We start from the raw sequence: 23,350 nt of genomic DNA on the forward strand, positions 1-23,350 counted from the left end.
CTCATGATCCCTCTCTTTTTTTCCCTCTATCTTACTCCGTTTTCAGCTGTCTGACAAATGCTTTCACTTCGCTTAGTGCCCGCTTTCGGCTGTTCTCGGAAACAAGTGACGATTGAAGCTCTCCAATCCGTTTAACCAAAGCGCTTCCCACGACAACGCCATCGGTCCGTTTCCGGAAATGAGCCACGTGCTTCGATTCCGAAATCCCAAACCCAATCGCGATCGGAACCGGGCTCAATGAGCGCACCGTCTGCAAAAATTCATCGACTTCCCCGGAAAATCCGTGTCGCATCCCGGTTGTGCCGAGCGACGACACACAATAAACAAACCCTTGTGCCGAAGCGACAATATCGGCAATCCGCTGTCTGGAAGTCGGAGCGACCAACGGGATGACAGCCAGTCCCGCTTTTTGCCCGTACTGCCTTAATTCCTCACTTTCCTCAAACGGAAGATCAGGTACGATGATCCCGTCAAATCCGGCAGCGACCGCATCGCGAACCAACGCTGCCAGCCCGTATTGAAAAACGGGATTTGCATAAGTAAAGAGAATAAGCGGAACTTCCACTCCGTCTTCTCTTACTTTTTTGCCCATTTCCAGGGCATCGACCAGCGTTACCCCATTTTCGAGCGCCCGTTCGGAAGCCGCTTGAATCACCGGGCCATCCGCTATCGGATCTGAGAAAGGAACCCCCAGTTCAATCGCCAGCACGCCTTCTTCAGCCAGGCAGTGAATCAGTTCACGGGTAACGTCCAAACTCGGATCCCCGCAAGAGATAAATGGAATGAGGACTTCTTCTTTGCGCTGAAATGCTTCTGTCAGGCGATTCATTCTCCGCTCCTCCTTCCTGCGCTGCTGATGGTTTCCACATCTTTATCGCCGCGGCCGGATAAACAGATGACCACTATTTCATTTTTGCTCCGCTTACGGGCGATTTTGACCGCTTCCGCCACGGCATGCGCCGATTCGAGCGCAGGCAGGATTCCTTCCGTCCGGCAGAGAAGCCCCACGGCATCAAGCGCCTCTTCATCGGTGGCATAGGTATAGCGAACGCGGCCCGTTTCCTTCAAAAAAGCATGTTCAGGACCCACACCGGGATAATCGAGACCGGCGGATATCGAGTGGGCCGGTGTCACTTGTCCGTGCTGATCCTGGAGGAAATAGCTGTACATCCCGTGCAAAACTCCGGGGCGGCCTTTACTTAAAGAAGCAGCATGGAAGGAAGTATCAACACCTTTTCCCGCCGCTTCGACTCCGTGCAGGCGAACCGTCTCGTCCTCCACAAATGCGGTAAACATCCCAATCGCATTGCTTCCACCCCCGACACAAGCGACTACATCATCGGGCAGCCTTCCTTCGGCAGCCAAAAGTTGCGCCCGCGTCTCATCCCCGATCACCCGCTGAAACGTTTTGACCAGCAACGGATAAGGATGGGGTCCAACGGAAGAACCGATCAGATAGTAGGCGCGATCCACCTGGGCAACCCATTGCCTTAGCGCCTCATTGGTCGCATCCTTTAATGTCCGGGTACCGGAAGTTACCGGAACCACCCTGGCCCCCAGCAATTCCATGCGAAACACGTTTAACTGCTGCCTTTTCACATCTTCTTCGCCCATATAGATTTCGCAATCAAGTCCGAGCAGGGCAGCGACGGTCGCTGTAGCCACCCCGTGCTGCCCGGCACCGGTTTCCGCAATCAGTTTCTTTTTGCCCATCCGTTTGGCCAATAACGCCTGGCCCAGTGCGTTATTAATCTTATGGGCGCCCGTATGGTTCAGGTCTTCGCGTTTCAAGTAGATGCGGGCTCCTCCGGCATAATCGGTCAGCCGCTCTGTAAATGTGAGCGGGGTGGGGCGGCCGGAATATTCCTCAAGCCTCTCTCTCCAATTGTTCATAAACTCGCGATCTGCCAAGGCTTCGCGAAATCCCTGCTCCAATTCGATCAGCGCATTCATCGTCGTTTCCGGCACAAAACGGCCGCCGAAAGGGCCAAATCTCCACGTCGTCGCCTTCCCCTGACCGCCCAGTTTTTCATCTGTCTTCATTCCGCTTCACCCTTTCCGCAAACTTTGCCATCAATTCGGCCTTTTTTCCTCCATCTGCTTCGATCCCGCTGGAAACATCAACGCCATCCAACGGATAACGCGTGATGAGCGACCTGACATTCCGAACATTCAAACCGCCTGCCACCCACAGCGGGACTCCCGCCCTCCGGCACTCCTCATAAAAAGGCGGAATCTGATTCCAGTCAAAAGCCTGACCGCTTCCTCCCGACGTTCCGGTATCAAGGAGCGCCGCATCGATCCACGGCGCATATTGGGCAATTCGCTCTTCGCCGGCAATGCGGCCGGTAACATGAAACGTTTTAATCACCCGCACGCCAAATGCTTTTTTCACCGTGCGGCAAAACTCCGGCGTTTCTTCACCGTGCAGTTGAATGGCGCTTAAGGGGGCCACGGAAAGCCATTCTTCCATCTCCCTGAGAGACGGGTTTTGCAGCACACCAACCGTCCAGATTCCGGCCGGAACCTTGCGCACCAGTTTCGGCAGCATTTCCCGTTCAACCGAACGCTTTCGGCCGCGGACAAGGATGAATCCGATCGCATCAATGTCAAATTGAACGGCCTTTTCCACATCCGGTTCAGCAAAAAAACCGCAAAATTTAAGAGAAATGTTTTTATTCATACCGTGTACCCTCGATCAATTCCTTAACTGCTGCCCCCGGATCAGTTTGCCGCATCAAATATTCACCGATGAGCAATCCGTCCACGCCGGCGGCCAGCATGCGCTTCGCGTCTCCGATGGAGAAAACGCCGCTTTCCCCGATCACCGGAACCGAAGCGGATATCAGCGGCCGCAAACGTTCAGTGGTGGCAAGGTCAGTGACAAACGTATGCAAATTGCGGTTATTAATGCCGATCACATCCGCCCCGCACCGGGTCGCAGCCGGGATCTCCTTTTCTGCGTGCACCTCGACCAGCACTTCCATCTCCAGACGGTGAGCAATCGAGCTTAATTCCTGCAACCGGTCTTCCTCCAGCAGAGCCACGATCAATAAAATCGCATCGGCTCCCAGCAATTTACTCTCCAGCACCTGAAGCGGATCGAGAATAAAATCTTTGCGAAGCACCGGAATTTGCACTGCTTCTTTTACCGCTCGGAGTGATTCCGGATTTCCGTAAAAAAAGGAAACGTCCGTCAACACGGAAACAGCGGCCGCTCCTCCATTTTCATACCCTTTGGCCACCTGAACCGGATTCACCTCCGACCGGATCACTCCTTTTGAAGGAGAAGCCGGTTTCACCTCGGCAATCAGGGAAATTCCGGTTTGCTTGCTCAGGGCCGCCTGCAAAGAACGACCTGGCGGCATCCGCCGCGCACGATCCCAATCCTCTTTGCCGAATCGTTCCCGCAGTTTGGCGATTTCCGCCCTTTTACACTCTTCGATTTTTTCAAGAAACATAGCGTACCTCCCGTGACATCCGAATCACTTGTTGCAGTTTTTTTGCCGCCATACCTGAATCGATGGTTTCCCGGGCCATCTGAACCCCTTCTGTCAAAGTGGACACCTTGCCGCCCACGACCAGGGCCGCACCCGCATTCAAGAGGACGATATCGCGCGGAGCTCCCCGTCTCCCGCTGAAAATATCCGCAATCAGCGCCGCGTTCTGCTGTGCCGTCCCCCCCTTGACTGCGGTGATCGGCGACCTGGATATCCCGAAGTCTTCCGGAATTACTTCAAAAGTCACCACCTTGTCTCCGTCAAGAGCGCTGATTCGGGTGGGAGCCGAAACAGAAATTTCATCCAATCTGTCCAGTCCGGCCACGACAAGCGCCTTTTTCGTCCCCAGTTCCTGCAGGACACAGGCCACTTTCTCCGTTAATTCCGGATCGTACACACCGAGCAGCTGATATTGCACACCAGCCGGATTGGCAAGGGGACCGAGCAGATTAAAAATCGTGCGAAATCCCAGTTCCGTACGAGTGGGCATCACATTTTTCATCGCCTGATGGTACAGCGGGGCAAACAGGAAGCAAACTCCCGTTTCCTGCAACATCAACTCCGCTTCTTTAGCACTGTGATGAATCTCGATCCCCAGCGCTTCCAATACATCGGCACTTCCGCTCTTGCTGGAAACAGCGCGATTTCCGTGTTTCACGATCGGAACGCCGGCCGCAGCGGCAACAAAAGCGACTGCGGTGGAGATATTAAATGTCTGTCCTCCGTCCCCGCCGGTTCCGCACGTATCGACCGCATGGGAAATTTCCCCTTCAAATCCGGTCATCCGGGCCCTCAGTCCCTGGGCAAACCCGATGATTTCTTCTGCCGTTTCCCCTTTCATGCGCAGGGAGGTTAAAAAGCTGCCCATCTGAGCGGGAGTGGCCTCTCCGTTCATCATTTCCTCCATCGCCTGACGGGCTTCTTGTCTGCTTAAATGCTTTCCTTCCACCATCTTTCTGAGCAAATCCCTCAACACGACAGCCCCACCGTCCTTTTTGCGGCAAGTTCCAGTGCTTTGAGCATCCCCATCGCTTTATTTACCGATTCCTGCAATTCCAGCTCCGGATCGGAATCCGCCACGATGCCGCCTCCGGATTGCACCGTCGCCTGTCCCTTGTGAAAATAAATCGTACGAATGGCGATGCATGTGTCCAAATTTCCGGTGAAACTGAGATAACCGATGGCTCCGCCGTAAACCCCCCGCAAATCGGGTTCCAACTCGCTGATTATCTCCATAGCCCGGATCTTGGGAGCCCCGGATAAGGTTCCGGCCGGAAAGCAGGCGCGAAACGCGTCGGCAGGGACTTTCCCTTCCTTCAGCTTTGCCTCCACATGGGAGACCAAGTGCATAATGTGAGAATACTTTTCGATTGTCATAAAATCCGTTACCGTCACACTGCCGATGTCAGCAACCCGGCCCAAATCATTCCGTCCCAGGTCGACCAGCATCACGTGTTCCGCCCGTTCCTTCTCATCGGCCAGCAAATTTTCCAACAATCGATTCTCTTCCTCCGCCGTTTTGCCCCGGGGCCTTGAGCCGGCGATCGGTCGGGTCTCTGCGCGCCCGCCGGTTACCCGCACCAGCAATTCCGGAGAGGTCCCGACAATCGTTTCCTCGCCAAGCCGCAAATAATACATGTACGGAGAAGGATTGAGCACCCGCAATACACGGTATACTTCAAACGGGTCGGGAGCCGGCGCCCACGTCAGTTTCCGCGATAAAACCACTTGAAACAAATCCCCGGCGCGAATATATTCCTTCGCTTTTTCCACCATCTTCACATACGCTTCTTTACTGAGATTGGCCGTGACGCTGCTTAAATCCACCGGTTCACGGTCGATGGTGACACCGCTGAAGGTGGTGGAAACGGGCTTACTGAGAAGCTCGTTTGCCCAGCGTTCCAAGTCTTTGACCGTCTCTTCGTATCGCTCCCTTAATTCGGCCTGCGAGCCGTTCTTTGGCACCTGCAAGTGCTGGATAAAAATCACTTCTTGTTTGAGATGATCAAACACCAGCAAGCGATCCATCACCATAAAATGAAGATCATAAGCGGAATTCTCCAGACCGGCCTGCTTTGCCACTGGACGGGCCGGTTCAAAAAAGCGGACGATTTCATAGCCGAAATATCCGACCGCCCCTCCCAAAAACGGCGGATACCCGTCATATACCGGGGAACGATACGCGGCCAGTTGTTCGTTCAAGTCGGAAAGCGGATCGGAAGTGACCGCTGTTCGTTCCCCTCTCTGGTCGCGAATCGCCATTCGCCCTTCCCGGCTCTTAATCACCCGGCACGGGGATGAGCCGACAAACGAATAGCGCGACCATCTTTCTCCACCTTCAACACTTTCAAGCAAAAAAGAGTACGGCTGATCTTTTACACGATCATATAATCGAATCGGGGTTTCCGTATCGGCAAGAACCGTTTTGCAAACAGGGATGACCGAAAAATCTCTGGCAAGTTTCACGGCCTCCAGCAAATCGGGGTAAATCAATGAACTCCCTCCTCTTCTGTCGGCAAGAAGAGAGAAAGGATATAGGGGAAGAATGGAGGAAAAATAAAAACCAAAGCAGAGCTGCTTTGGTTCTGGCGAAAATATATGTGAACAGCCTCCACTCAGCTCAAACTACGCTATATCCATTCTCTGCTCAGCTAAACTAAACCCTCTGAAATGTACAAAACAAGGTAAAATAAAAACACTCTCTCACAAACTGAATGATTTTCTTTTTCTCGTCTCATCTAAAACTGTATCGAACTTGTGTTTTTCTGTCAATAACCCAATTTCACTGCCGTCCGGATAATCATCCTTATGCCCGGCGAAGCTCCTTCAACACCTCGCGAATCGGTTCTTCGGCGACTCCGCGCACCAATTCGACACGTCCGATCTGCGGGGAAAGCACAAATGTATATTCTCCGCTCTGCACTTTTTTATCGCGTTTCATCGCTTCAAGCAAATCTTCTGCCGGCCAGGTGGTTTCCATGCGCACCGGCAGGGAAAATGCCTGGAGCAGCGCTTCCGTGCGTTCCACCAGCGCGGGAGAGGCTCCGACGACCTTTACACTCAGGCGCGCCGCACCGGCTATTCCGATGGCGACCGCTTCTCCGTGCGTGAAGGTGCGATAACCGGATACCGCTTCGAGTGCATGGCCGATTGTATGCCCGTAATTTAAAATCGCCCGGATTCCTGCCTCCCGCTCATCCTGGGACACAACCGCCGTTTTCACCTGACAGCCGCGGTAAATCGCTTCGATCAACGGTTCGGTTTCCAAGCCAAGCAGTTCCCCGGCACGATCTTCCAGCCAGGAAACAAAAGATTCATCCCAGATCAGGCCGTGTTTTAGCACCTCCGCGAAGCCGGAAACGACCTCTTTTTGGGGCAGGGTTTTTAATGTATCCACATCAAAGACGACCATGAGCGGCTGATGAAAAGCACCGATATAATTTTTTCCCAATGGATGGTTTACCGCCACTTTTCCTCCGACACTGCTGTCATGAGCCAACAGCGAAGTGGGGAGCTGAACGAAGGGAATCCCGCGCATATAGCTGGCCGCGACGAATCCCGCCAAATCGCCGACCACACCGCCGCCCAAAGCTAAGATCACGCTTCGCCGGGTCAACCCGAATCGAAGGCAATCTCCAATCACCCGTTCAAATTCTTTCAGGTTTTTGTTCTCTTCTCCCGCGGGAATCAGACTGAGACCGACCCGGTAACCAGCCTGCTGCAATATTTCCTGGATTTTCCCGGCATAAAGCGGACCAACATGGGTGTCGCTGACCAGCATGATGGTGCGATCCCGGCTCACGCCATGTTTCTTGAGCAAAGCAGGCAATTGCTGGTACGTGCCCGAGCCAATGTAGATGGGATAAGATGTCCGTTCCAAGGAAACCGTCAACGTTTTCATCAGAATTGGGCCGTCCTTTCCCGATAGCGCTTCACCTGTTCTGTCAATTCCATCATCGTGTCAGCCGGGAACTTTTCCAAAAGTGCATTGGCGATTTCCCATGCGACCACATTTTCCATCACGACACAGGCTGCGGGAACGGCGCAGCTGTCAGAGCGCTCAATGCTGGCCTCAAATGGTTCTTTGGAATCGATATCCACACTTTTCAGCGGTTTGTACAGGGTGGGAATCGGCTTCATCACCCCGCGCACGATAATCGGTTCGCCGGTCGTCATCCCGCCTTCAAATCCGCCGAGGCGATTCGTTGCGCGGTAAAAACCTTTCCCCTCCTCCCACATAATTTCGTCATGAACTTCTGATCCCGGAAGGGAAGCCATGGAGAATCCGAGCCCAAATTCGACGCCTTTAAACGCATTAATGCTGACAACCGCCTGAGCGATGCGGGCATCGAGCTTGCGATCCCAGTGGACATGACTGCCCAAACCGACCGGAGCCCCCTCGACCACCACTTCAACGATCCCTCCCAGGGAATCTCCTTCTTTTTTGGCACGGTCAATCGCTTCCATCATCGCCTGCTCCCCTTTTTTATCAAGGCAACGCACCGGCGAATCCTCAGCCACCCGTCTCATTTCCTCCAGCGGCAGATCGACCGGTTCCGCCGCAACATCCCCGATCCGCAGAACATGACCGGCAAGTTTGATGCCGCATTCCTCCAAAATCAGGCGGGCAACCGCACCGACAGCCACACGCGCCGCCGTTTCCCTCGCGCTGGAACGCTCCAGAACATCCCGCAGATCGCGGTGGCCGTATTTGATCGCGCCATTGAGATCGGCATGCCCGGGACGAGGCCGCGAAATCCGCCTTTTTTCCGCTTCTTCCGGAATCGGATCAACCCCCATCACTTTTTGCCAATGCGTAAAATCGCGATTCTCAATCACCAGGGTAACCGGAGCGCCTGTCGTTTGCTGAAAACGCACGCCCGACATGATTTTCACCTGGTCTTTTTCAATCTGCATCCGCCGTCCCCGGCCATACCCCTTTTGTCTTCTGGCCAGTTCAAAATCGATTTTTTCCTTGGCAAAAGGCAAATGGCTCGGCAATCCCTCAATGATCACGGTCAGCTGTGGCCCGTGTGATTCTCCAGCGGTCAAATATCTCATCTCAAATCTTCCTCTCTGTCTCAACTCTTTTGACCTGAAATTTGATAGTTATCATAACACAGAAAAAAAGGGGATGGAAGATGAAATTGAAAAAAGTTCGCGGTCAATAATAAAAAACCGGCAAAAAAGCCGGCTGAAGGAGATTACAGGTCTTACTGTTTGATATTTAAACTGCTGGTGACGGCGTGGTCCCAGCTGGGATAATAATACAGGGCGCTTTGCATCAATTCCGGGTCCATTTGTTTTACTTTTTTCTTGCTGAGGGAAACTCCCTGCTGTTTTAAATGTTTGATTCGCTTGGTCACTTCGTCGGGGCTCATCGGAATATCCATATTGCCTTCCGACTGCTTGAACCGAAAAATCACTCGCACACTTGCAGGCTGACAGCAGGCAGAGGATGTCCACCTCCTTCTTAAGCAACGATCCTTTTTTCTGTTACCAATATGGTCAAAGAAATCAAAAAATAATCCTGCCAATCAAAAAAAGCACGATTCGTGTGAACCGTGCTTTTTATTTTCAAATCCAGCGGTTAATCGTTTTTTCGTAGGACAGGAGTTCTGCTTCGTCAAACCAAAGGGCGATTTCCCTTTCTGCACTCGCCTGGGAATCCGACCCATGGATAATATTCATGCCCACATTGACCCCGAAGTCGCCGCGAATCGTCCCAGGCAGTGCCTCAGACGGATTGGTTTTGCCCATCATTTGACGGGCGGTGGCGATCACATTCGGTCCTTGCCACACCATGGCAAAGACAGGACCCAGGGTAATAAAATCAACCAATTCTCCAAAAAACGGCTTTTCTTTGTGTTCAGCATAATGCTGTTCCGCCAATTCGCTTGATACGGACATCAACTTTGCTGCCACCAGCTGGAATCCTTTTTTTTCAAAACGGGCAACCACTTCCCCGATCAGCCCGCGTTGAACTCCATCCGGTTTAACCATGATAAACGTTTTTTCCATAAATGAATCCCCCATACTGCTATGTATCGATGCATGCACCTGAATCCAGGTAACCACACCAAATTGTAACAGAGATCGAAATGAAAACGCAACCAATTCCCTTATTTTTGTGAAAATATGTTGCAGGTGGTGTCTGATGCCCCTAAACCTCCCTGCTATTTCAAACGGATGGTCAGTGGGGCATCACCCCTCCCGGTTCTGCCAAAACTTTCACCCTCGGGCAGCACCCGAATATCACTTTTCAGTATGAGCGGCTGACGATAAATTCCCCGATCAGTCGCAATGATTCACGCTCATGCGATTCGGGCAAAAGCGACAGACATTGCATCGCTTTCTTCATATACCGCCGGGACAAATCCAGCGTATACTCAATTCCGCCCAGCCGTTTGATCAGATCCAAAATCGCGGGCAAGTTGCCTTCTCCCCCGCCGGAACGGAGATAATCCGTGATTTTTTGCTTATCTGAAGTTCCTGCTTTGGCCAGCGCATAAATAACCGGGAGGGTCACATTGCCCTGGCGCAAATCGCTTCCGGCCGGTTTGCCCAGGACTTTTTCGTTTCCGACAAAATCGAGCACATCGTCGGTTAACTGAAACGCCATCCCCACGTAATAGCCATACGCCTGAAGGGAACGAATATAGCGCGGCTCCGCTCCGCTCACATACGCGCCCAAGTAACAGCTGGCGGCCATCAGGAGCGCCGTTTTTCTTTTGATCCGGCGCAGGTAACGCCTGAAAGAGAGCGACTCGCTGAACAAATCGGCCATTTGGTCAATCTCCCCCAGGCACATGCGGTTGATCGCCGTCGCCAAAATTGCCTGCACTTCATGCGGCCTGCACTCCGTAATTTTCTGCAAAGCGCGGGCGAAGATATAATCACCGGTATACATGGCGACGCGATTATCCCATTCCGCTTTGACCGTTCGTCTCCCCCTGCGGGTATCGGCATCATCGATCACATCATCATGTACCAGTGTGGCCATATGAATCAGTTCCAAGGCCACGGCCACTTTTGTCAATCTCTCAATGTCATATCGCCCGAAATGACCGGCCAGCAGAACAAAAACAGGGCGCATCCTCTTTCCGCCCGCTGTAAGCAAATGGCTTGACGAATCATATAACATTTGCTCGCTGGTCTGAATGGCCTCAGTCAGCGTTTTTTCGATCAGCTCTAAGTCATTCTTCAGATTGAGATAAATTTCTTGCAAGTTCATCCGTTTCACCCTGTTAACGCATGCTAAAGGACAATCACCATTCAAAAACTGACAAGACCAACCCCTGCATCCCTTAACATTACGGTAATCGCAATTGCTCAGCAACGTTCTTGAAATAACCGGCTCCAAACACCAGATGCCTTATCTGATTAACACATCGAGCATGGTAAAGACGAAAACAATCACGCTGAGAACCCCGTTCATCGTGAAAAAGGCAGTATTCAATCGGGACAAATCATCAGCGGAAACAATGGAATGCTCATAAAAGAGGATAATCAGGGCAATCACCACACCGATGCCATACCACAAGCCCAAATCACCCAGCAGCAAAAGGGCAATCAGTCCGGCAGCGGTACCGACATGCATCAATGCGGAAATAAAAAGCGACCGCTTGATTCCAAACCGGGCAGGAAGCGAGTAAAGCCGCTCCTGTCTGTCAAACTCCAAATCCTGGCAGGCATAGATCACATCAAAGCCACCGATCCATAATGCCACGGAGGCAAACAGAATAAGTGAGAGCATATCGATTTCTCCCGTGGTCGCCACCCATCCGCCGAGCGACCCCAACGCCGACGAAATTCCGCAGAAAAAATGGCATGTCCAGGTAAAACGCTTGGTGTAGGAGTAAAAAACCAGGAAAAAGACAGCAACCGGCAACAATTCCACCGCAAGCATATTCAACTGGAATGCAGCCAGAAACAAGAGTGCAAACGAAACGATGACAAACCCCCACACAAACGGAACCGAAACCAGTCCGGCCGGAATGGCCCGGTTTGCGGTGCGCGGATTTTTGGCATCAATATGGCTGTCGATCAAGCGGTTCAAAGCCATCGCCGCACTTCTTGCTCCTGCCATCGCCAATGTAACCCAGCCGATCTCCGCCCAGGTCGGAAGATGACCGCGCACTTCGAGACTGCCCAGAACCGCCCCCATGTAGGCAAACGGCAGTGCAAAAATGGTGTGTTCAAACTTAATCATTTCAAGTACGATCCTAATTTTTTTCAGCACCTTAACCACCTTGCTTTCCTTCTATTCCACCTCTGGTTTGCGCCCGATGTGAAGCGCCGCAATTCCGCCGGAGAGGGGATAGACCTGAACATCCTGCAATCCTACATCCTCAGCCATGATCCTGGCCAGCTCATGATATCCGGGAAATTGCATCAGCGATTCCGGCAGCCAGCGATACTGTTCATAGCTGCCCGCAAACCATTTTCCGAGCAGCGGCAAAATCCGCTCAAAATACAGGTAATATACGGCGCGAAAAGGAGGCCAGGACGGTTTGGAAAGCTCCAGGGAAACCACTTGCCCTCCCGGTTTTACCACCCGTTTCATCTCGTTCAATACCTGGACGATGTCGGGAACATTGCGAAGGGCAAACCCGATCGTGGCATGATCAAAGGTATGATCGGGAAAAGGAAGTTGCATCGCATCGCCCTGAATCAGTTCCACCTGTCCGTCCAATCCGGCCTTTTCCACTTTCCCTTTCCCGACCTTCAGCATGTTTGCGCTGAAGTCAAGGCCGACGATTCGTCCGGTTCCGGATGACTTCGCCAGGGAGATGGTCCAGTCGCAGGTGCCGCAACAAACATCCAATGCGGTATCCCCTGGCTTCACCGCCATTTTTTTCATCGCAAATCTTCGCCAAAGCTTATGCATGCGGAAGCTTAGCAATGTATTCATCCAGTCATAATTTTTGGCGATGCTTTCGAAAACCTCATGAACAAATTTCGTCTTTTCTTCCCCGCGAACATTCATGCTTGACCACTCTCTTTCAGACAGGCTCCCCTGTCGACGCTATCGTACACCTCTTTGGCCAGTTCTTCCAATTGGCCTTTGCTTTCCGAATCCGGCCAGCCGTTCAACAGGTTGGTCAAGGACGAACGGCTCTGTTCCAAGTAAAAAAGTTTTTCCGTTGAGCTGAGTCCGGGAAAGCGCAGGAGTTCTTCATACAGGAGCAGTTCTTCTGCAACCGGCCGCCATGAAAAGGCAAACCCTTTCCGAACATGAAAAAAATCGGCCAATGCCGCAATCAGTTCACTCGAAATCGATTTGATCCGCTTGACCATTTCCGCGGTAAGGGGAGCCCCTGCTTTTCGCATCTGATGCAATGACATTTTCCACTCATTGATGCGACAGATGGCCCCGGCCAAACAATGGATCACATCCGTTTCCTTCTCTTTGGCCAGCAAATAGTAAAACAAGCTGCTGTAATAATCCCCCGCCAATACCGTCACCTGCTGTTTTCGCTGTCCGGGCAGCGCTTCGGGAGCACTGGTCTCCACCGTTTCGTGCAAGTCGATTCCCATTTTTAGCAAAGTCGTCGCAATCGTGTACAGGGCAATTTTCTCTTTTTCCAGCTGGTACGCATGCAACATCAAATACAAAACGCGCACAAAAAAAACAGGGATATCTGGCCTCCCGATTTGTTGCCGAACATATGAATTTTCTGCATGTTTTTCAATTTGCTCTAATATTTCTCTCAGCTCTTTTTTATGTACGCATGCCATAAAAACGTTCCCCCATGAGGACTTAAGATCAAACACTGCGATTAGTATATCATACTTTTGGGGGAGATAGGCATTCTTCCGCTGTTTTCCATCACTCAGGGGATGTGATCACGTGAAACATCGATTTGAGATATTTCTCCGGCGGCTGTTTTTCAGCTCTTTTCTGTCCCGGATCTCTGTTAAATTCTTCCCTGGTGGCGGTTAGCAAAAAGTCCGCCCCGTCATTCCGATGCACGAACAAGCGGACTTGATCAATATTTTCTGTTTCTGTAAACGCCGCCTTCAGCAACGCCAAAATCTCCTGGTACATCAATGGTTCTTTCACTCTTTCCTGAGAAAGCTCCAAAAAGAGGAAATTCCTTTGCAAATCAACTTTCTTCACTGTTAATTGAAAATGCCTGTCCCTAATAAAATCAACCAGATTCTCGGCTCGCAGCTGCTTACTTGAGGATTTGAAAACAGGAATTTCCCTCTTTTTATTCTCTTTCTTCTGGTAGAAGAGCGGGAAAACGGACACGCTGGCGGCCAGAAAAGCGGCGGCAAAGACAGCCATCATCATCCGGATTGCGAACGTTTTCACGCATATCTCCCCTTACACCGATCTCTTGTCACCATTGTATCGGTGCGAGCCGGAAAACATGCACGACCGGCGGGGACATTTTTTCAATTGTCTGTTTCCACTTGGCCAAAAGGAGTGATAATCACCGCTTTGCCCCGAATCTTGATGGCTGAGGTGTGCTCTGTAAACTGCGCGACCATGACCTCACCCTTGTCCAGTTTTTCGGAATGGTGGAAGCGCGTATCCTTCCCCCTGGTCAATCCGATTACATTGACGCCATTTTCCTTGGCTTTAATCACAATATAATCAGCATGAGATCCTTGCAAAGAAATCCCTCCCAAATTCAATTCAGACATAGTTTAACATAGAATAAATACACAGATGCATAGAAAAAGACCCTTCCATGAGGAAGAGTCTTTCCTTTGGTCGGGCTAGCCAGATTTGAACTGACGACCTCTTGCGCCCCATGCAAGCGCGCTACCAAGCTGCGCCATAGCCCGTCAAGTATCAACTTTTTGCCATCGCCTGATGACAATTATGAGTATATAACGGGTAAGGGAAAGTGTCAAGAGGTTTATTAAAAATTTTATTTTAATCCGATAAGGCTAAGCGCTTCCGCCCGAGCAGCCGCGTCTTCGGCAAATACACCTCTGACAGCGGAGGTGATTGTTTTGGAGCCCGGTTTTTTCACCCCGCGCATCGTCATGCACATATGTTCAGCTTCCACCACGACAATTACACCATGCGGATCCAACTTCTCCACGATGCAGTCAGCCACAGTCGAGGTGATGCGTTCTTGAAGTTGCGGACGCCTGGTGACGGTTTCAACGGCACGGGCCAGTTTGCTCAATCCGGTTACACGGCCTCCACGGGGAATGTATCCAACATGCGCCTTGCCAAAGAAAGGAACCAAATGGTGTTCGCAGGTGGAGAAGAACGGGATATCCTTCACCAGGACAAGCTCTTCATGATCTTCACTGAAAATGACAGAAAAATGTTTCTTCGGGTCCTCTTTCAGTCCGGAAAAAATTTCTTCATACATACGGGCTACACGTGCCGGTGTATCGATTAGACCTTCGCGGTTCGGATCTTCGCCAATCGCTTCCAAAATCATGCGCACTGCTTCTTCAATTTTTCGATGATCAACCATCATTGTTCCTCCATCCTCATCTGCAGTAAAGCAAGAAATCAATTTTTATCTCGAATCATTATACCACAAATAATCACGGCTCAATCGCAAAAACGAAAAAGACCCCTTCGTAAAGAGGCCTTTTTCTGCAGGTATTTATGTAGTCCCGAGATCCATTCAATCCTGCTTACTTGTTTACTTCTTCTTTAAGTTGTTTACCGGCTTTGAAAGAAGGTACTTTGGATGCAGGAATCGTGATTTCTTCACCCGTTTGCGGATTGCGGCCTTTACGCTCGGCACGCTCTTTCACTTCAAAATTGCCAAAGCCGATGAGTTGGACTTTGTCACCCTCACGAAGAGCTGCGGTAATCGCATCTAAAACTGCTTCAACGGATTTTGCAGCGTCTTTTTTGGTCATTTGAGTAGCTTCCGCTACTTTATTGATCAGTTCCGTTTTGTTCATCATCACACCTCCGTAAACAAATCCACGGCTCTTTCCCTATTATAAAAGGGGAGAAAGCAGGTTTCAATGCGTGGGACACTCCTATACTAATATAGACTTATGGGAAGTTCAAGTGAATCTTTGCGATTTTCCGCATTTCAAATAAAAAAAGCGCCGGGGACGCGCTTTTGCAAATCTTTACAATATAATCGCGATTAATCCTCCAGACCCCTCATTGATGATTCTCTCCAATGTTTCTTGCAGCTTATATCGCGCATTTTCCGGCATCATCGACAATTTGGCCTGAATTCCCTCACGCACGATTTGATTCAACGAACGGCCAAAAATATCGGATTCCCAAATTTTCAGCGGATTCACTTCAAAGTCACGCATCAGATAATTAACGAGTTCTTCGCTCTGTTTTTCAGAACCGATGATCGGTGCAAATTCGGAGGTCACATTTACTTTGATCATGTGAATGGAAGGGGCCGTCGCCTTCAAACGCACACCAAACCGGCTTCCCTGTTTGATCAATTCCGGTTCGTCCAACGACATTTCCTCCAATGCCGGAGCAGCAACACCGTAGCCGGTCGTACGCACCATTTTCAGCGCTTCGGACACTTTGTCATATTCCCGCTTCGCAATGCTGAACTCCTGCATCAACTCGAGCAAGTGATCTTTTCCCCGAATTTCGACCCCGACGACTTCTGTCAGCACCTGATCATACAGTTCATCCGGCGCATACAGGTCGATCTCCGCAATTCCCTGCCCCATATCCATCCCGGCCAAAGCTGCTTTTTCAATAAAATCATATTGATAAAATTGCCCGACAACCCGGTCAACATCGCGCAATCGCTTGATGTCTTTCACCGTTTCCCGGACGGAATTTTCAAATTCCTGACGCAGCCAGTGATCTTCGTTCAGCACCATTACCCAGCTCGGCAGATTCACATTCACCTCGTGAACCGGGAATTCATACAGGACTTCTTTCATAATGCCCAGGATTTCTTCTTCGGTCATGCTGGCGACGCTGACCGGAAGAACCGGGATATCGTATTTCTCGATCAGCTCACTTTGCAATTCCCGTACGGAATCACTGTAGGGCTGGGTAGTATTGAGCAGCAGAATAAACGGTTTTCCCACTTCTTTCAGCTCATTGACAACCCGCTCTTCAATCTCCTCATAAGATGCCCGCGGGATGTCGGTAATGCTTCCATCAGTGGTGATCACAATTCCGACGGTGGAATGCTCCTGAATCACTTTTCTCGTTCCCACTTCAGCCGCTTCCTGAAACGGGATCGGCTCTTCAAACCAGGGTGTGGTGATCATGCGCGGGCCGTTTTCATCTTCATATCCCTTTGCCCCCTCAATCGCGTAACCGACACAATCAACGAGGCGGATATTTACCTCCAGCCCTTCGTCCACATGGATTTTCACTGCCTGGTTGGGGACGAATTTCGGTTCGATGGTGGTAATCGTCTTCCCAGCACCACTGTGCGGAAGTTCATCGACAGCCCGGGTCCGATCCGCTTCATTTTCGATATTGGGTATCACAACCTGTTCCATGAAGCGCTTGATAAATGTTGATTTACCGGTGCGCACCGCACCGACCACACCCAGATAGATGTCTCCTCCTGTTCGCTCTGCAATATCTCGCAAGATATCTACTTTCTCCACGAAATTCCCTCCTTCAAGATCTCCCTCAGCTGGATCTGTCGCCGGTGCGAAGGCTACCCCTCCCTCCCGGACCTTACCTTGGACACTACTAATATATGAATGCACCTTCCCAATATGAGTCTTTATGAAAAAAAACAGGGTGAAAACCACCCTACACAGTCTCTTTTTCGTTAGTTGTCACGTTTTTCATGCGGGAGGGCACCTTTTTCGCACGAAACCCGGCGATTTTCACAGTGGCAGACAATCTGCCCAGCAAAAAAATCCCGGGGATTACCACGAGATGAAACCAAATACTTTGCAGCATCGATTTCACCCCTTTTCCAGTTCGGGAGAGAGCAAACCGGGCTTCTTCTCCACGTGACCTGGATCATGAAGCCCGTTCCCGTCTCTTCATTTTATGTAAGTACTTTTCCTTGTATGCTAGGAGGATTGCCGAACAAATACCGGTTCATTATTTCTCATCTTCATCACTGGTGAAAAAGCAGGAACATAGAATGAATCCTCCGCGATCCACAGGCGCAGATCCTGGTTTGCATCCGGTTTATTTTTCGACATTTGCCATTTTTGCATCACATCTGTCCGGTAATCGACATAAACTTTGCCCTGATCATCCATGATGAGCGGCAGTGTCGTGCTGGAATAGGGACTGGGAACCATCACCGGGCTGATGCCCAACTTTTCATAATCAATCGTAAAAAAGTGAGGAGAAATCTTTTGTCCCAGCGGCCACTTTTTGTACTTGGAATGATAGCCGGTCACATAGGGCTGAACTTTTTCCACTTCATCATTGACGCGCAGATCAAACAGCCGAACCGTCGGTTTCTTTTCCACATCGATCAGTACATAGATAAAAGGTCCTCCCTCTTCAAATGCCGACGGGGGGATCGCCGCCAAATACCCGCCCTGCAACTCCTGAAAATTCACTTTATATTTTGTTGTCAGTTTGTATTCATCCTCTGTATAACGATAAGGCAACCAGCGATGCTCCCGTTGATACGCCAATACTGCCGACTGGACAGTGGCAATCTGCTCCCCCAGTTTATCGAGCTGCTGTTGGCGCTCTTGCGGATACATACACCCGGAAAGCAAAAAAGTCATCATCAGCAGACTGATCCATTTTAGCCTGCGCAACAAAACGTCCACATCCATCTCCTCCTGCTTCTTGGATCACAAAAACATGCGAAGAACAAACAAGAGAGATACAAACAGCAATACAAAGGACACGGAATTCAAACTGACCCTGAGCCATTTTTTTGACGATGTCCTGGCGATGGCAATCAACAGATTGATCAGGACGAGCAGAAACAAAATGATCATCAGATCCAACGGGCATCCCTCCTTCTCATCTCCATCAGTATAGCAAATCCACAATCGCCTACCCAAGAGCCGGGACACCTGACTCAGTTCGGGGGCGTTATTCATGCATAGGATAAATGGACTAATGCCTGAATGGAGGAAGCCAAGTGAGCACGAAAATACCAAAAACCGCTTCCCGGAAAAAACCGAGCAGCATAAAGAAAGGAACCGGCTCAAAATTACCGGCGAAATCCCCGGGCACTCCGGGCAAAACAAAATCCTCTGCCACAACATCACCCTCTCTTTTATCCCAGCTTTCGTCCATCAACATCGCCAAAATATTGAACGGGTTTATGACCTTTCGCTCCACCATCAAGGAGTTGAATACATCGTTACAAAAGATGGAGAATATGATGGATTCAGCTTATCAGATCTTAGCGATGACTTCCCGGATGATGGCCCCCGGAAGAAGGGGAGGAGGCCGCTTCCCCCTGTTGCCGCCCTTCGGCAGGAATCCGGGCGCACCGACCGGCCGGCGGGGAATGTTACCACCGTTTAGAAGAAATCCCGATCCCCCTCCTGGGTGGCAGACAAATCAAAGCAGTCCTTTCCCGGCCGACCCTGATGAAAACATTCCCGTCATCCAGCCGCCATTTGATGAGAACCGGCGGTCACAGGAAGCGCCGGGAATCCCGTTTGCCCCTTTATTGCAAAACATGAGTATCGGGCAGATCATGAATATCATTCGTTCGCCCCTTTTCCAAAAAATGATGTCCAACTTGTTTCGGTCAAAAAAATAAAGGTAATGCCTCGTTTTGGGCATTACCTTTATTTTTGGCAAATGGGAACCGCCGGAACGTTTGCTCAGGGACGTCCTGGCTGCTCCCGAAAATCCGTTAAGAAACCCCCGCCCTTTCAGGCGGAGGAAAGGCTGGGTCATTATCCTTTACTTAAGCCACAACTGATTCCCCTGTCCTTGTTTTCAGTGCTCAAGTTTATGGATAATGATTGAAGCTATTATAGAGTATGAAGCTGACAAACGGCTTGCAACAGGCAAAAAAGCCCAAACGCTACCAACCTTGCACGATCTCTTCCAACTCTTTTGTCCGTCCCCGCCCCATCAGCTCTTTCACCGCCAATGCCGGTTCCTTTCCGGCAAACAGAACCTCATATAACTGTGCCGCGATCGGCATCTCCACATCATAGCGCCGGGCCAGAGCATGAGCAGCCTTGGTGGTTTTGATGCCCTCAACGACCATCCCCATCTCGGCCAAAACTTCCGGCAATTTTTTTCCCTGGCTGATTTTATGGCCGGCCCGCCAGTTACGGCTGTGCCTGCTTGTACAAGTCACAACCAAATCGCCGACGCCTGCCAATCCGACAAACGTGATCGGCTTCGCTCCCATCGCGGACCCCAGGCGGGCGATTTCCGCCAATCCCCGGGTCATCAGCGCTGCTTTGGCATTATCCCCAAAACCCAAACCATCCACCAGACCCGAAGCCAGAGCAATAATATTTTTGAGCGCCCCGCCAACCTCAACCCCGATCACATCGGGATTGGTGTAGACGCGAAAATACCGGTTCATAAACATCATCTGCACTTGCTCCGCCGTTTCTTGGCCGGGAGAGGCGACCACAACGGTCGTCGGGCACTTTTTGATCACTTCCTCCGCATGACTGGGCCCGGACAAAACCGTGATCCGCTCCGCAAATGATTCCCCCAGCTCTTCCAGCAAAACCTCCGACATCCGTTTCCAAGTATCGATCTCAAATCCTTTGACGGCATGAACAACCAAGGCGCCGGGAGCGATCAATCCGCCAACCTCGCGGGCAATCTCCCTCATGGAATGGGAAGGAACAACAAAAACGACCACTTCTTTGCCGGAAAGCGCTTCTGCGAGCGAAGAAGTAGCCGTAAGCTCAGCAGGCAGCTTGATTCCGGGCAGATATTTTTCATTGGTATGCTTCAGGGTGATCTCCGCCGCCAGCTCTTCCCGCCGGGCCCACAGCTCCACCTGATGGCCGTTATCCGCCAACACTTTTGCCAAAACGGTTCCCCAACTGCCAGCTCCAAGTACCGCGATTTTCCGTTTCATTTGTTTCTCCCTCATTTTAAATCTTCCGTTCCTGCCCTTTGATCAAGTTGACAATATTTTGCCGGTGCCGCCAGACGGCCATGGCGGTAATCAGCAACGTGAGCAGCGTCAATGAATAAGGAAAGTGAAGCACAAGCATCACAAGCGGGATCATCACGGTAAAAATGAGCGATCCCAAAGATACATAACGGGTAATGACAATGAACAAAATGGCGAGAACACCTGCGATCAAAGCAGCATAGAAAACGAGCAATACGGTGACCCCCACCGTAGTGGCAATCCCTTTCCCGCCGCGAAACCGCAAGAACACGGGCCAGTTGTGTCCGATAATCGCGGCGATCCCGCATACCATCATCAAGATCTGATTCTGGTGGTCAGCCAAATAGCCCGTCCCAACCGCAGCCATTCCTTTTAAGGCATCGAGCAGAAACACCGCTGCTGCGGGCCCTTTCCCCAAAACCCTGAGCGTGTTGGTCGCCCCGGCGTTTCCGCTGCCGTACTCGCGAATATCGACTCCCTTCAACAATTTCGTCAGAATAAAGCTAAAGCTGATTGAACCGAGTAAGTAAGAGATAAGAACGGGAATCAACCATGACAATGAAAACACGAAAAACCTCTCCCCATTTCATTTTGCTTTCTGCTTACGATTTGTTTTTCTTTCTCATGATGATTCGAAGCGGTGTTCCCTGAAACGGAAATGCCTGGCGCAATTGGTTTTCCAAAAAACGCAAATAACTGAAATGCGACAGCTCCGGATCATTGACGAACAACACAAACGCCGGGGGTTTTACCGCCACTTGCGTCACATATTGCACACGAAAACGGCGCCCTTTTTCCGAAGGGGGCGGCGTGGTGACCATCGCATCCTGAATAACCTGATTCAAAACCGATGTCGGCACACGCATCGCATGCTGTTCCGCCACTTCGGAAACCATCGGCAAAATCTGATGTACCCGTTTTTTGGTCTTGGCGGAAACAAAGAGAATCGGGGCATAGTGCATAAACTGAAATTCATCGCGAATCTTGCGCTTAAAGCGATCCATTGTTTTTTCGTCCTTTTCCACCGCGTCCCATTTGTTTATCACAAAAACCGACGCTTTTCCCGCTTCATGCGCATAGCCGGCGATCCGTTTATCCTGTTCGGCAATCCCCCGCTCCCCGTCGATGACAATCAGGCAAACATCTGAGCGCTCAATCGCTTTCATCGCTCTTAAGACACTGTATTTTTCGACCGATTCATACACCTTTCCGCGTTTGCGGATGCCCGCCGTGTCAATCAAAACATAGGATTGGCCCTCAAATTCAAACGGTGTGTCCACCGCATCGCGCGTGGTGCCGGCAACCGGGCTGACGATCACCCGTTCTTCCCCGAGCAGGGCGTTGACCAAAGAAGATTTCCCGGCATTGGGCCGCCCGATCAGACAGACACGGATGGTATCCTCATCATACTCTTCTTCACTTGGTTCCGGAAAATGCCGGACGACTTCATCCAACAGATCCCCGGTCCCCGTCCCGTGAATGGACGATACGGCAATCACATGCTCAAAGCCCAATTGGTAAAATTCATATACATTGTCGGCGTATTTGATGTCATCGATCTTGTTGGCCATCACGATTACCGGTTTGTTGGTGCGATGCAACATGCGGGCGACTTCTTCATCCGTCCCTGTAATCCCCTGCCGGCCGTCGACGACAAACACAATCACATCGGCTTCTTCAATTGCCAATTCCGCCTGGTTGCGAATGTGATCCATCATTTCATCCTGTTCGCCGAATTCCAATCCACCGGTATCAATCAGGTGAAACTCCCGGCCGTTCCATTCGCTCCGCGAATAAATGCGATCTCTGGTGATCCCCGGCTGATCCTCTACAATCGCGATCCGTTCACCTGCCAATCGATTGAAGATGGTTGATTTCCCCACATTGGGTCTTCCGACAATCGCTACAACTGGTAGACTCATACATAATCCTCGCTTTTTAACCAATATTTCAAGTAATAGAGTAAAGTCATACCTAATCTTATCCATAAATGTTCGCTGAGGCAACCGTCAACGCTTTCTGATCCCCGGAAAACCTCCTTCCCTGATCCACCGCACAAGGGAAGGAATTGGCTCGAGCAGCAGAACAAAGATCGTCAAAGCCAACCAAAACGCGTCCAAAAAAGCCTCTTCCCCGATGACAACGGGACTTAACGCTTCCCTGTGAAAATAGAGCACAATCAAATGCAAGGAAAGGAAGGTGAACGCCAGATAAAACATTTTCTCTCCCAGAACATTGGAAACGGCTAAGGCCCCCAATGGAATCACCGTTGATGTGACAGTGCGAAAGAGAGAATCAGACCAATCCCCGCTCATTCTGAACATTTCATGCCAAATAAACAGAATCGAGCTCGTGCAGATGGAGAAACTGACCAAGCTCAGCAGACGATTCGGGGAAATTTGTTTTAACAATATAAAAAAGAGAAGAAATAAAGAAAAGATTCCCGGATGAATAAAAAGGGCCGGATCCATGCTCAGGGGAAGTCGGATGGCAAACCAGAAAGAAAGCGCCAAAAAAATGAAAAGATCGCGCTTGCCGAGGGATAATTCCTGTTCCAAACCCGGCAACCAACCTGTACAAACGAGAATCGACAAGACGGCCAGGCATAAAAGTGCCAATATCCCGGCTTCCACTTTCTTCCCCCTTTCTGTCCGAATGATTTTTTATAGTTTCCCCTTGCCTTCAGCCGTTTTTGCAAATGGTGGAGGAGTAAAATATTGGGACAGAAACTTTCATGTTCCGTTCTCCCGATCTGGAGCGATGGATGTGAAGTCGTGCAGTCTACTGAAAATTGCGAAAGTCCTGGCGCCACACCCGAACAGCAACCAACTTCACTGCAAAAAAGGACAGAGAAAAGGCTCTTCTCCGCCT

27 protein-coding genes and 1 tRNA gene are annotated in these 23,350 nt (G+C 50.7%); 1 reads left to right on the top strand and 27 read right to left on the bottom strand.

Annotation, left to right across the window (positions count from 1 at the left end; all coding sequences use genetic code 11):
• Positions 1–31 precede the first annotated feature (31 nt).
• The 23 genes from trpA to JG50_RS20125 all read right to left on the bottom strand — a co-directional run bounded on the left by trpA (position 32) and on the right by JG50_RS20125 (position 18,374).
• Positions 32–829 (bottom strand): tryptophan synthase subunit alpha, encoded by a 798-nt coding sequence (gene trpA, locus JG50_RS0112320; protein ID WP_033101421.1) that lies wholly within the window; start codon positions 827–829, stop codon positions 32–34.
• On the bottom strand, positions 826–2,043 hold the full coding sequence (trpB, locus tag JG50_RS0112325; RefSeq protein ID WP_052154283.1) for a tryptophan synthase subunit beta: 1,218 nt from the start codon (positions 2,041–2,043) through the stop codon (positions 826–828). Before trpB ends, trpA begins: the two co-directional genes overlap by 4 nt.
• A complete protein-coding gene (locus JG50_RS0112330; protein ID WP_033101422.1) occupies positions 2,030–2,683 on the bottom strand; it encodes a phosphoribosylanthranilate isomerase in 654 nt (217 codons plus the stop codon). Before JG50_RS0112330 ends, trpB begins: the two co-directional genes overlap by 14 nt.
• A complete protein-coding gene (trpC, locus tag JG50_RS0112335; protein WP_033101423.1) occupies positions 2,676–3,461 on the bottom strand; it encodes an indole-3-glycerol phosphate synthase TrpC in 786 nt (261 codons plus the stop codon). Before trpC ends, JG50_RS0112330 begins: the two co-directional genes overlap by 8 nt.
• On the bottom strand, positions 3,451–4,476 hold the full coding sequence (trpD, locus tag JG50_RS0112340) for an anthranilate phosphoribosyltransferase (protein WP_033101424.1): 1,026 nt from the start codon (positions 4,474–4,476) through the stop codon (positions 3,451–3,453). Before trpD ends, trpC begins: the two co-directional genes overlap by 11 nt.
• On the bottom strand, positions 4,470–5,993 hold the full coding sequence (trpE, locus tag JG50_RS0112345; RefSeq protein ID WP_033101425.1) for an anthranilate synthase component I: 1,524 nt from the start codon (positions 5,991–5,993) through the stop codon (positions 4,470–4,472). Before trpE ends, trpD begins: the two co-directional genes overlap by 7 nt.
• A gap of 313 nt (positions 5,994–6,306) precedes the next feature.
• The gene (gene aroB / locus JG50_RS0112350; RefSeq protein ID WP_033101426.1) at positions 6,307–7,401 is read right to left on the bottom strand and encodes a 3-dehydroquinate synthase; all 1,095 of its coding nucleotides are present in this window, start codon (positions 7,399–7,401) and stop codon (positions 6,307–6,309) included.
• Positions 7,401–8,561, bottom strand: a complete 1,161-nt coding sequence (gene aroC / locus JG50_RS0112355; RefSeq protein ID WP_033101427.1) for a chorismate synthase — start codon at positions 8,559–8,561, stop codon at positions 7,401–7,403. Before aroC ends, aroB begins: the two co-directional genes overlap by 1 nt.
• A 152-nt stretch (positions 8,562–8,713) precedes the next feature.
• On the bottom strand, positions 8,714–8,893 hold the full coding sequence (locus tag JG50_RS0112360; protein WP_033101486.1) for a hypothetical protein: 180 nt from the start codon (positions 8,891–8,893) through the stop codon (positions 8,714–8,716).
• 184 nt (positions 8,894–9,077) lie between these two features.
• Positions 9,078–9,521 (bottom strand): nucleoside-diphosphate kinase, encoded by a 444-nt coding sequence (gene ndk / locus JG50_RS0112365; RefSeq protein ID WP_033101428.1) that lies wholly within the window; start codon positions 9,519–9,521, stop codon positions 9,078–9,080.
• 241 nt (positions 9,522–9,762) lie between these two features.
• A complete protein-coding gene (locus JG50_RS0112370; RefSeq protein WP_033101429.1) occupies positions 9,763–10,734 on the bottom strand; it encodes a polyprenyl synthetase family protein in 972 nt (323 codons plus the stop codon).
• Positions 10,735–10,875: 141 nt separating this feature from the next.
• The gene (locus tag JG50_RS0112375) at positions 10,876–11,742 is read right to left on the bottom strand and encodes a UbiA-like polyprenyltransferase (protein ID WP_181735419.1); all 867 of its coding nucleotides are present in this window, start codon (positions 11,740–11,742) and stop codon (positions 10,876–10,878) included.
• A gap of 21 nt (positions 11,743–11,763) precedes the next feature.
• A complete protein-coding gene (locus tag JG50_RS0112380) occupies positions 11,764–12,489 on the bottom strand; it encodes a demethylmenaquinone methyltransferase (RefSeq protein WP_033101431.1) in 726 nt (241 codons plus the stop codon).
• Positions 12,486–13,241 carry a heptaprenyl diphosphate synthase component 1 gene (locus JG50_RS18905; RefSeq protein ID WP_052154284.1) on the bottom strand — a complete coding sequence of 252 codons (756 nt, stop codon included), beginning with the start codon at positions 13,239–13,241 and terminating at the stop codon, positions 12,486–12,488. The genes JG50_RS0112380 and JG50_RS18905 overlap by 4 nt, the downstream gene beginning before the upstream one ends.
• 91 nt (positions 13,242–13,332) lie before the next feature.
• Positions 13,333–13,821, bottom strand: coding sequence for a hypothetical protein (locus JG50_RS0112390; RefSeq protein WP_033101432.1), 489 nt, complete (start codon positions 13,819–13,821; stop codon positions 13,333–13,335).
• Between the two features lie 83 nt (positions 13,822–13,904).
• Positions 13,905–14,126, bottom strand: a complete 222-nt coding sequence (gene mtrB / locus JG50_RS0112395) for a trp RNA-binding attenuation protein MtrB (protein ID WP_033101433.1) — start codon at positions 14,124–14,126, stop codon at positions 13,905–13,907.
• Between the two features lie 97 nt (positions 14,127–14,223).
• Positions 14,224–14,300 (bottom strand) — tRNA-Pro (locus JG50_RS0112400).
• 86 nt (positions 14,301–14,386) lie between these two features.
• Positions 14,387–14,953, bottom strand: a complete 567-nt coding sequence (gene folE / locus JG50_RS0112405; RefSeq protein ID WP_033101434.1) for a GTP cyclohydrolase I FolE — start codon at positions 14,951–14,953, stop codon at positions 14,387–14,389.
• A gap of 163 nt (positions 14,954–15,116) precedes the next feature.
• Positions 15,117–15,392, bottom strand: coding sequence for an HU family DNA-binding protein (locus JG50_RS0112410; protein ID WP_033101435.1), 276 nt, complete (start codon positions 15,390–15,392; stop codon positions 15,117–15,119).
• A gap of 177 nt (positions 15,393–15,569) precedes the next feature.
• Positions 15,570–17,048 carry a stage IV sporulation protein A gene (spoIVA, locus tag JG50_RS0112415; protein WP_033101436.1) on the bottom strand — a complete coding sequence of 493 codons (1,479 nt, stop codon included), beginning with the start codon at positions 17,046–17,048 and terminating at the stop codon, positions 15,570–15,572.
• A gap of 151 nt (positions 17,049–17,199) precedes the next feature.
• Positions 17,200–17,352, bottom strand: a complete 153-nt coding sequence (locus tag JG50_RS20120) for a hypothetical protein (RefSeq protein ID WP_160173867.1) — start codon at positions 17,350–17,352, stop codon at positions 17,200–17,202.
• Positions 17,353–17,468: 116 nt separating this feature from the next.
• Positions 17,469–18,191 carry a hypothetical protein gene (locus JG50_RS0112420; protein ID WP_033101437.1) on the bottom strand — a complete coding sequence of 241 codons (723 nt, stop codon included), beginning with the start codon at positions 18,189–18,191 and terminating at the stop codon, positions 17,469–17,471.
• 24 nt (positions 18,192–18,215) lie between these two features.
• The gene (locus tag JG50_RS20125; protein WP_160173868.1) at positions 18,216–18,374 is read right to left on the bottom strand and encodes a hypothetical protein; all 159 of its coding nucleotides are present in this window, start codon (positions 18,372–18,374) and stop codon (positions 18,216–18,218) included.
• 115 nt (positions 18,375–18,489) lie between these two features.
• Between JG50_RS20125 and JG50_RS0112425 the strand changes: the two genes are divergently transcribed.
• Entirely contained in the window at positions 18,490–18,903 is a 414-nt protein-coding gene (locus JG50_RS0112425) for a hypothetical protein (protein WP_033101438.1), read from the top strand.
• A 511-nt stretch (positions 18,904–19,414) separates the two neighbouring features.
• Here the strand turns inward: JG50_RS0112425 and JG50_RS0112435 are convergent.
• The 4 genes from JG50_RS0112435 to JG50_RS0112450 form a co-directional block, all read right to left on the bottom strand.
• Positions 19,415–20,440: an NAD(P)H-dependent glycerol-3-phosphate dehydrogenase gene (locus JG50_RS0112435; protein ID WP_033101488.1), complete on the bottom strand. Its 1,026-nt coding sequence runs from the start codon at positions 20,438–20,440 to the stop codon at positions 19,415–19,417.
• Between the two features lie 16 nt (positions 20,441–20,456).
• The gene (plsY, locus tag JG50_RS0112440; protein WP_081943908.1) at positions 20,457–21,047 is read right to left on the bottom strand and encodes a glycerol-3-phosphate 1-O-acyltransferase PlsY; all 591 of its coding nucleotides are present in this window, start codon (positions 21,045–21,047) and stop codon (positions 20,457–20,459) included.
• A 34-nt stretch (positions 21,048–21,081) separates the two neighbouring features.
• A complete protein-coding gene (der, locus tag JG50_RS0112445; RefSeq protein WP_033101440.1) occupies positions 21,082–22,401 on the bottom strand; it encodes a ribosome biogenesis GTPase Der in 1,320 nt (439 codons plus the stop codon).
• Between the two features lie 87 nt (positions 22,402–22,488).
• Positions 22,489–23,112 (bottom strand): hypothetical protein, encoded by a 624-nt coding sequence (locus JG50_RS0112450; RefSeq protein WP_033101441.1) that lies wholly within the window; start codon positions 23,110–23,112, stop codon positions 22,489–22,491.
• Positions 23,113–23,350 lie beyond the last annotated feature (238 nt).

The organism is Thermoactinomyces daqus (assembly GCF_000763315.1).
GTDB lineage: Bacteria > Bacillota > Bacilli > Thermoactinomycetales > Thermoactinomycetaceae > Thermoactinomyces_A > Thermoactinomyces_A daqus.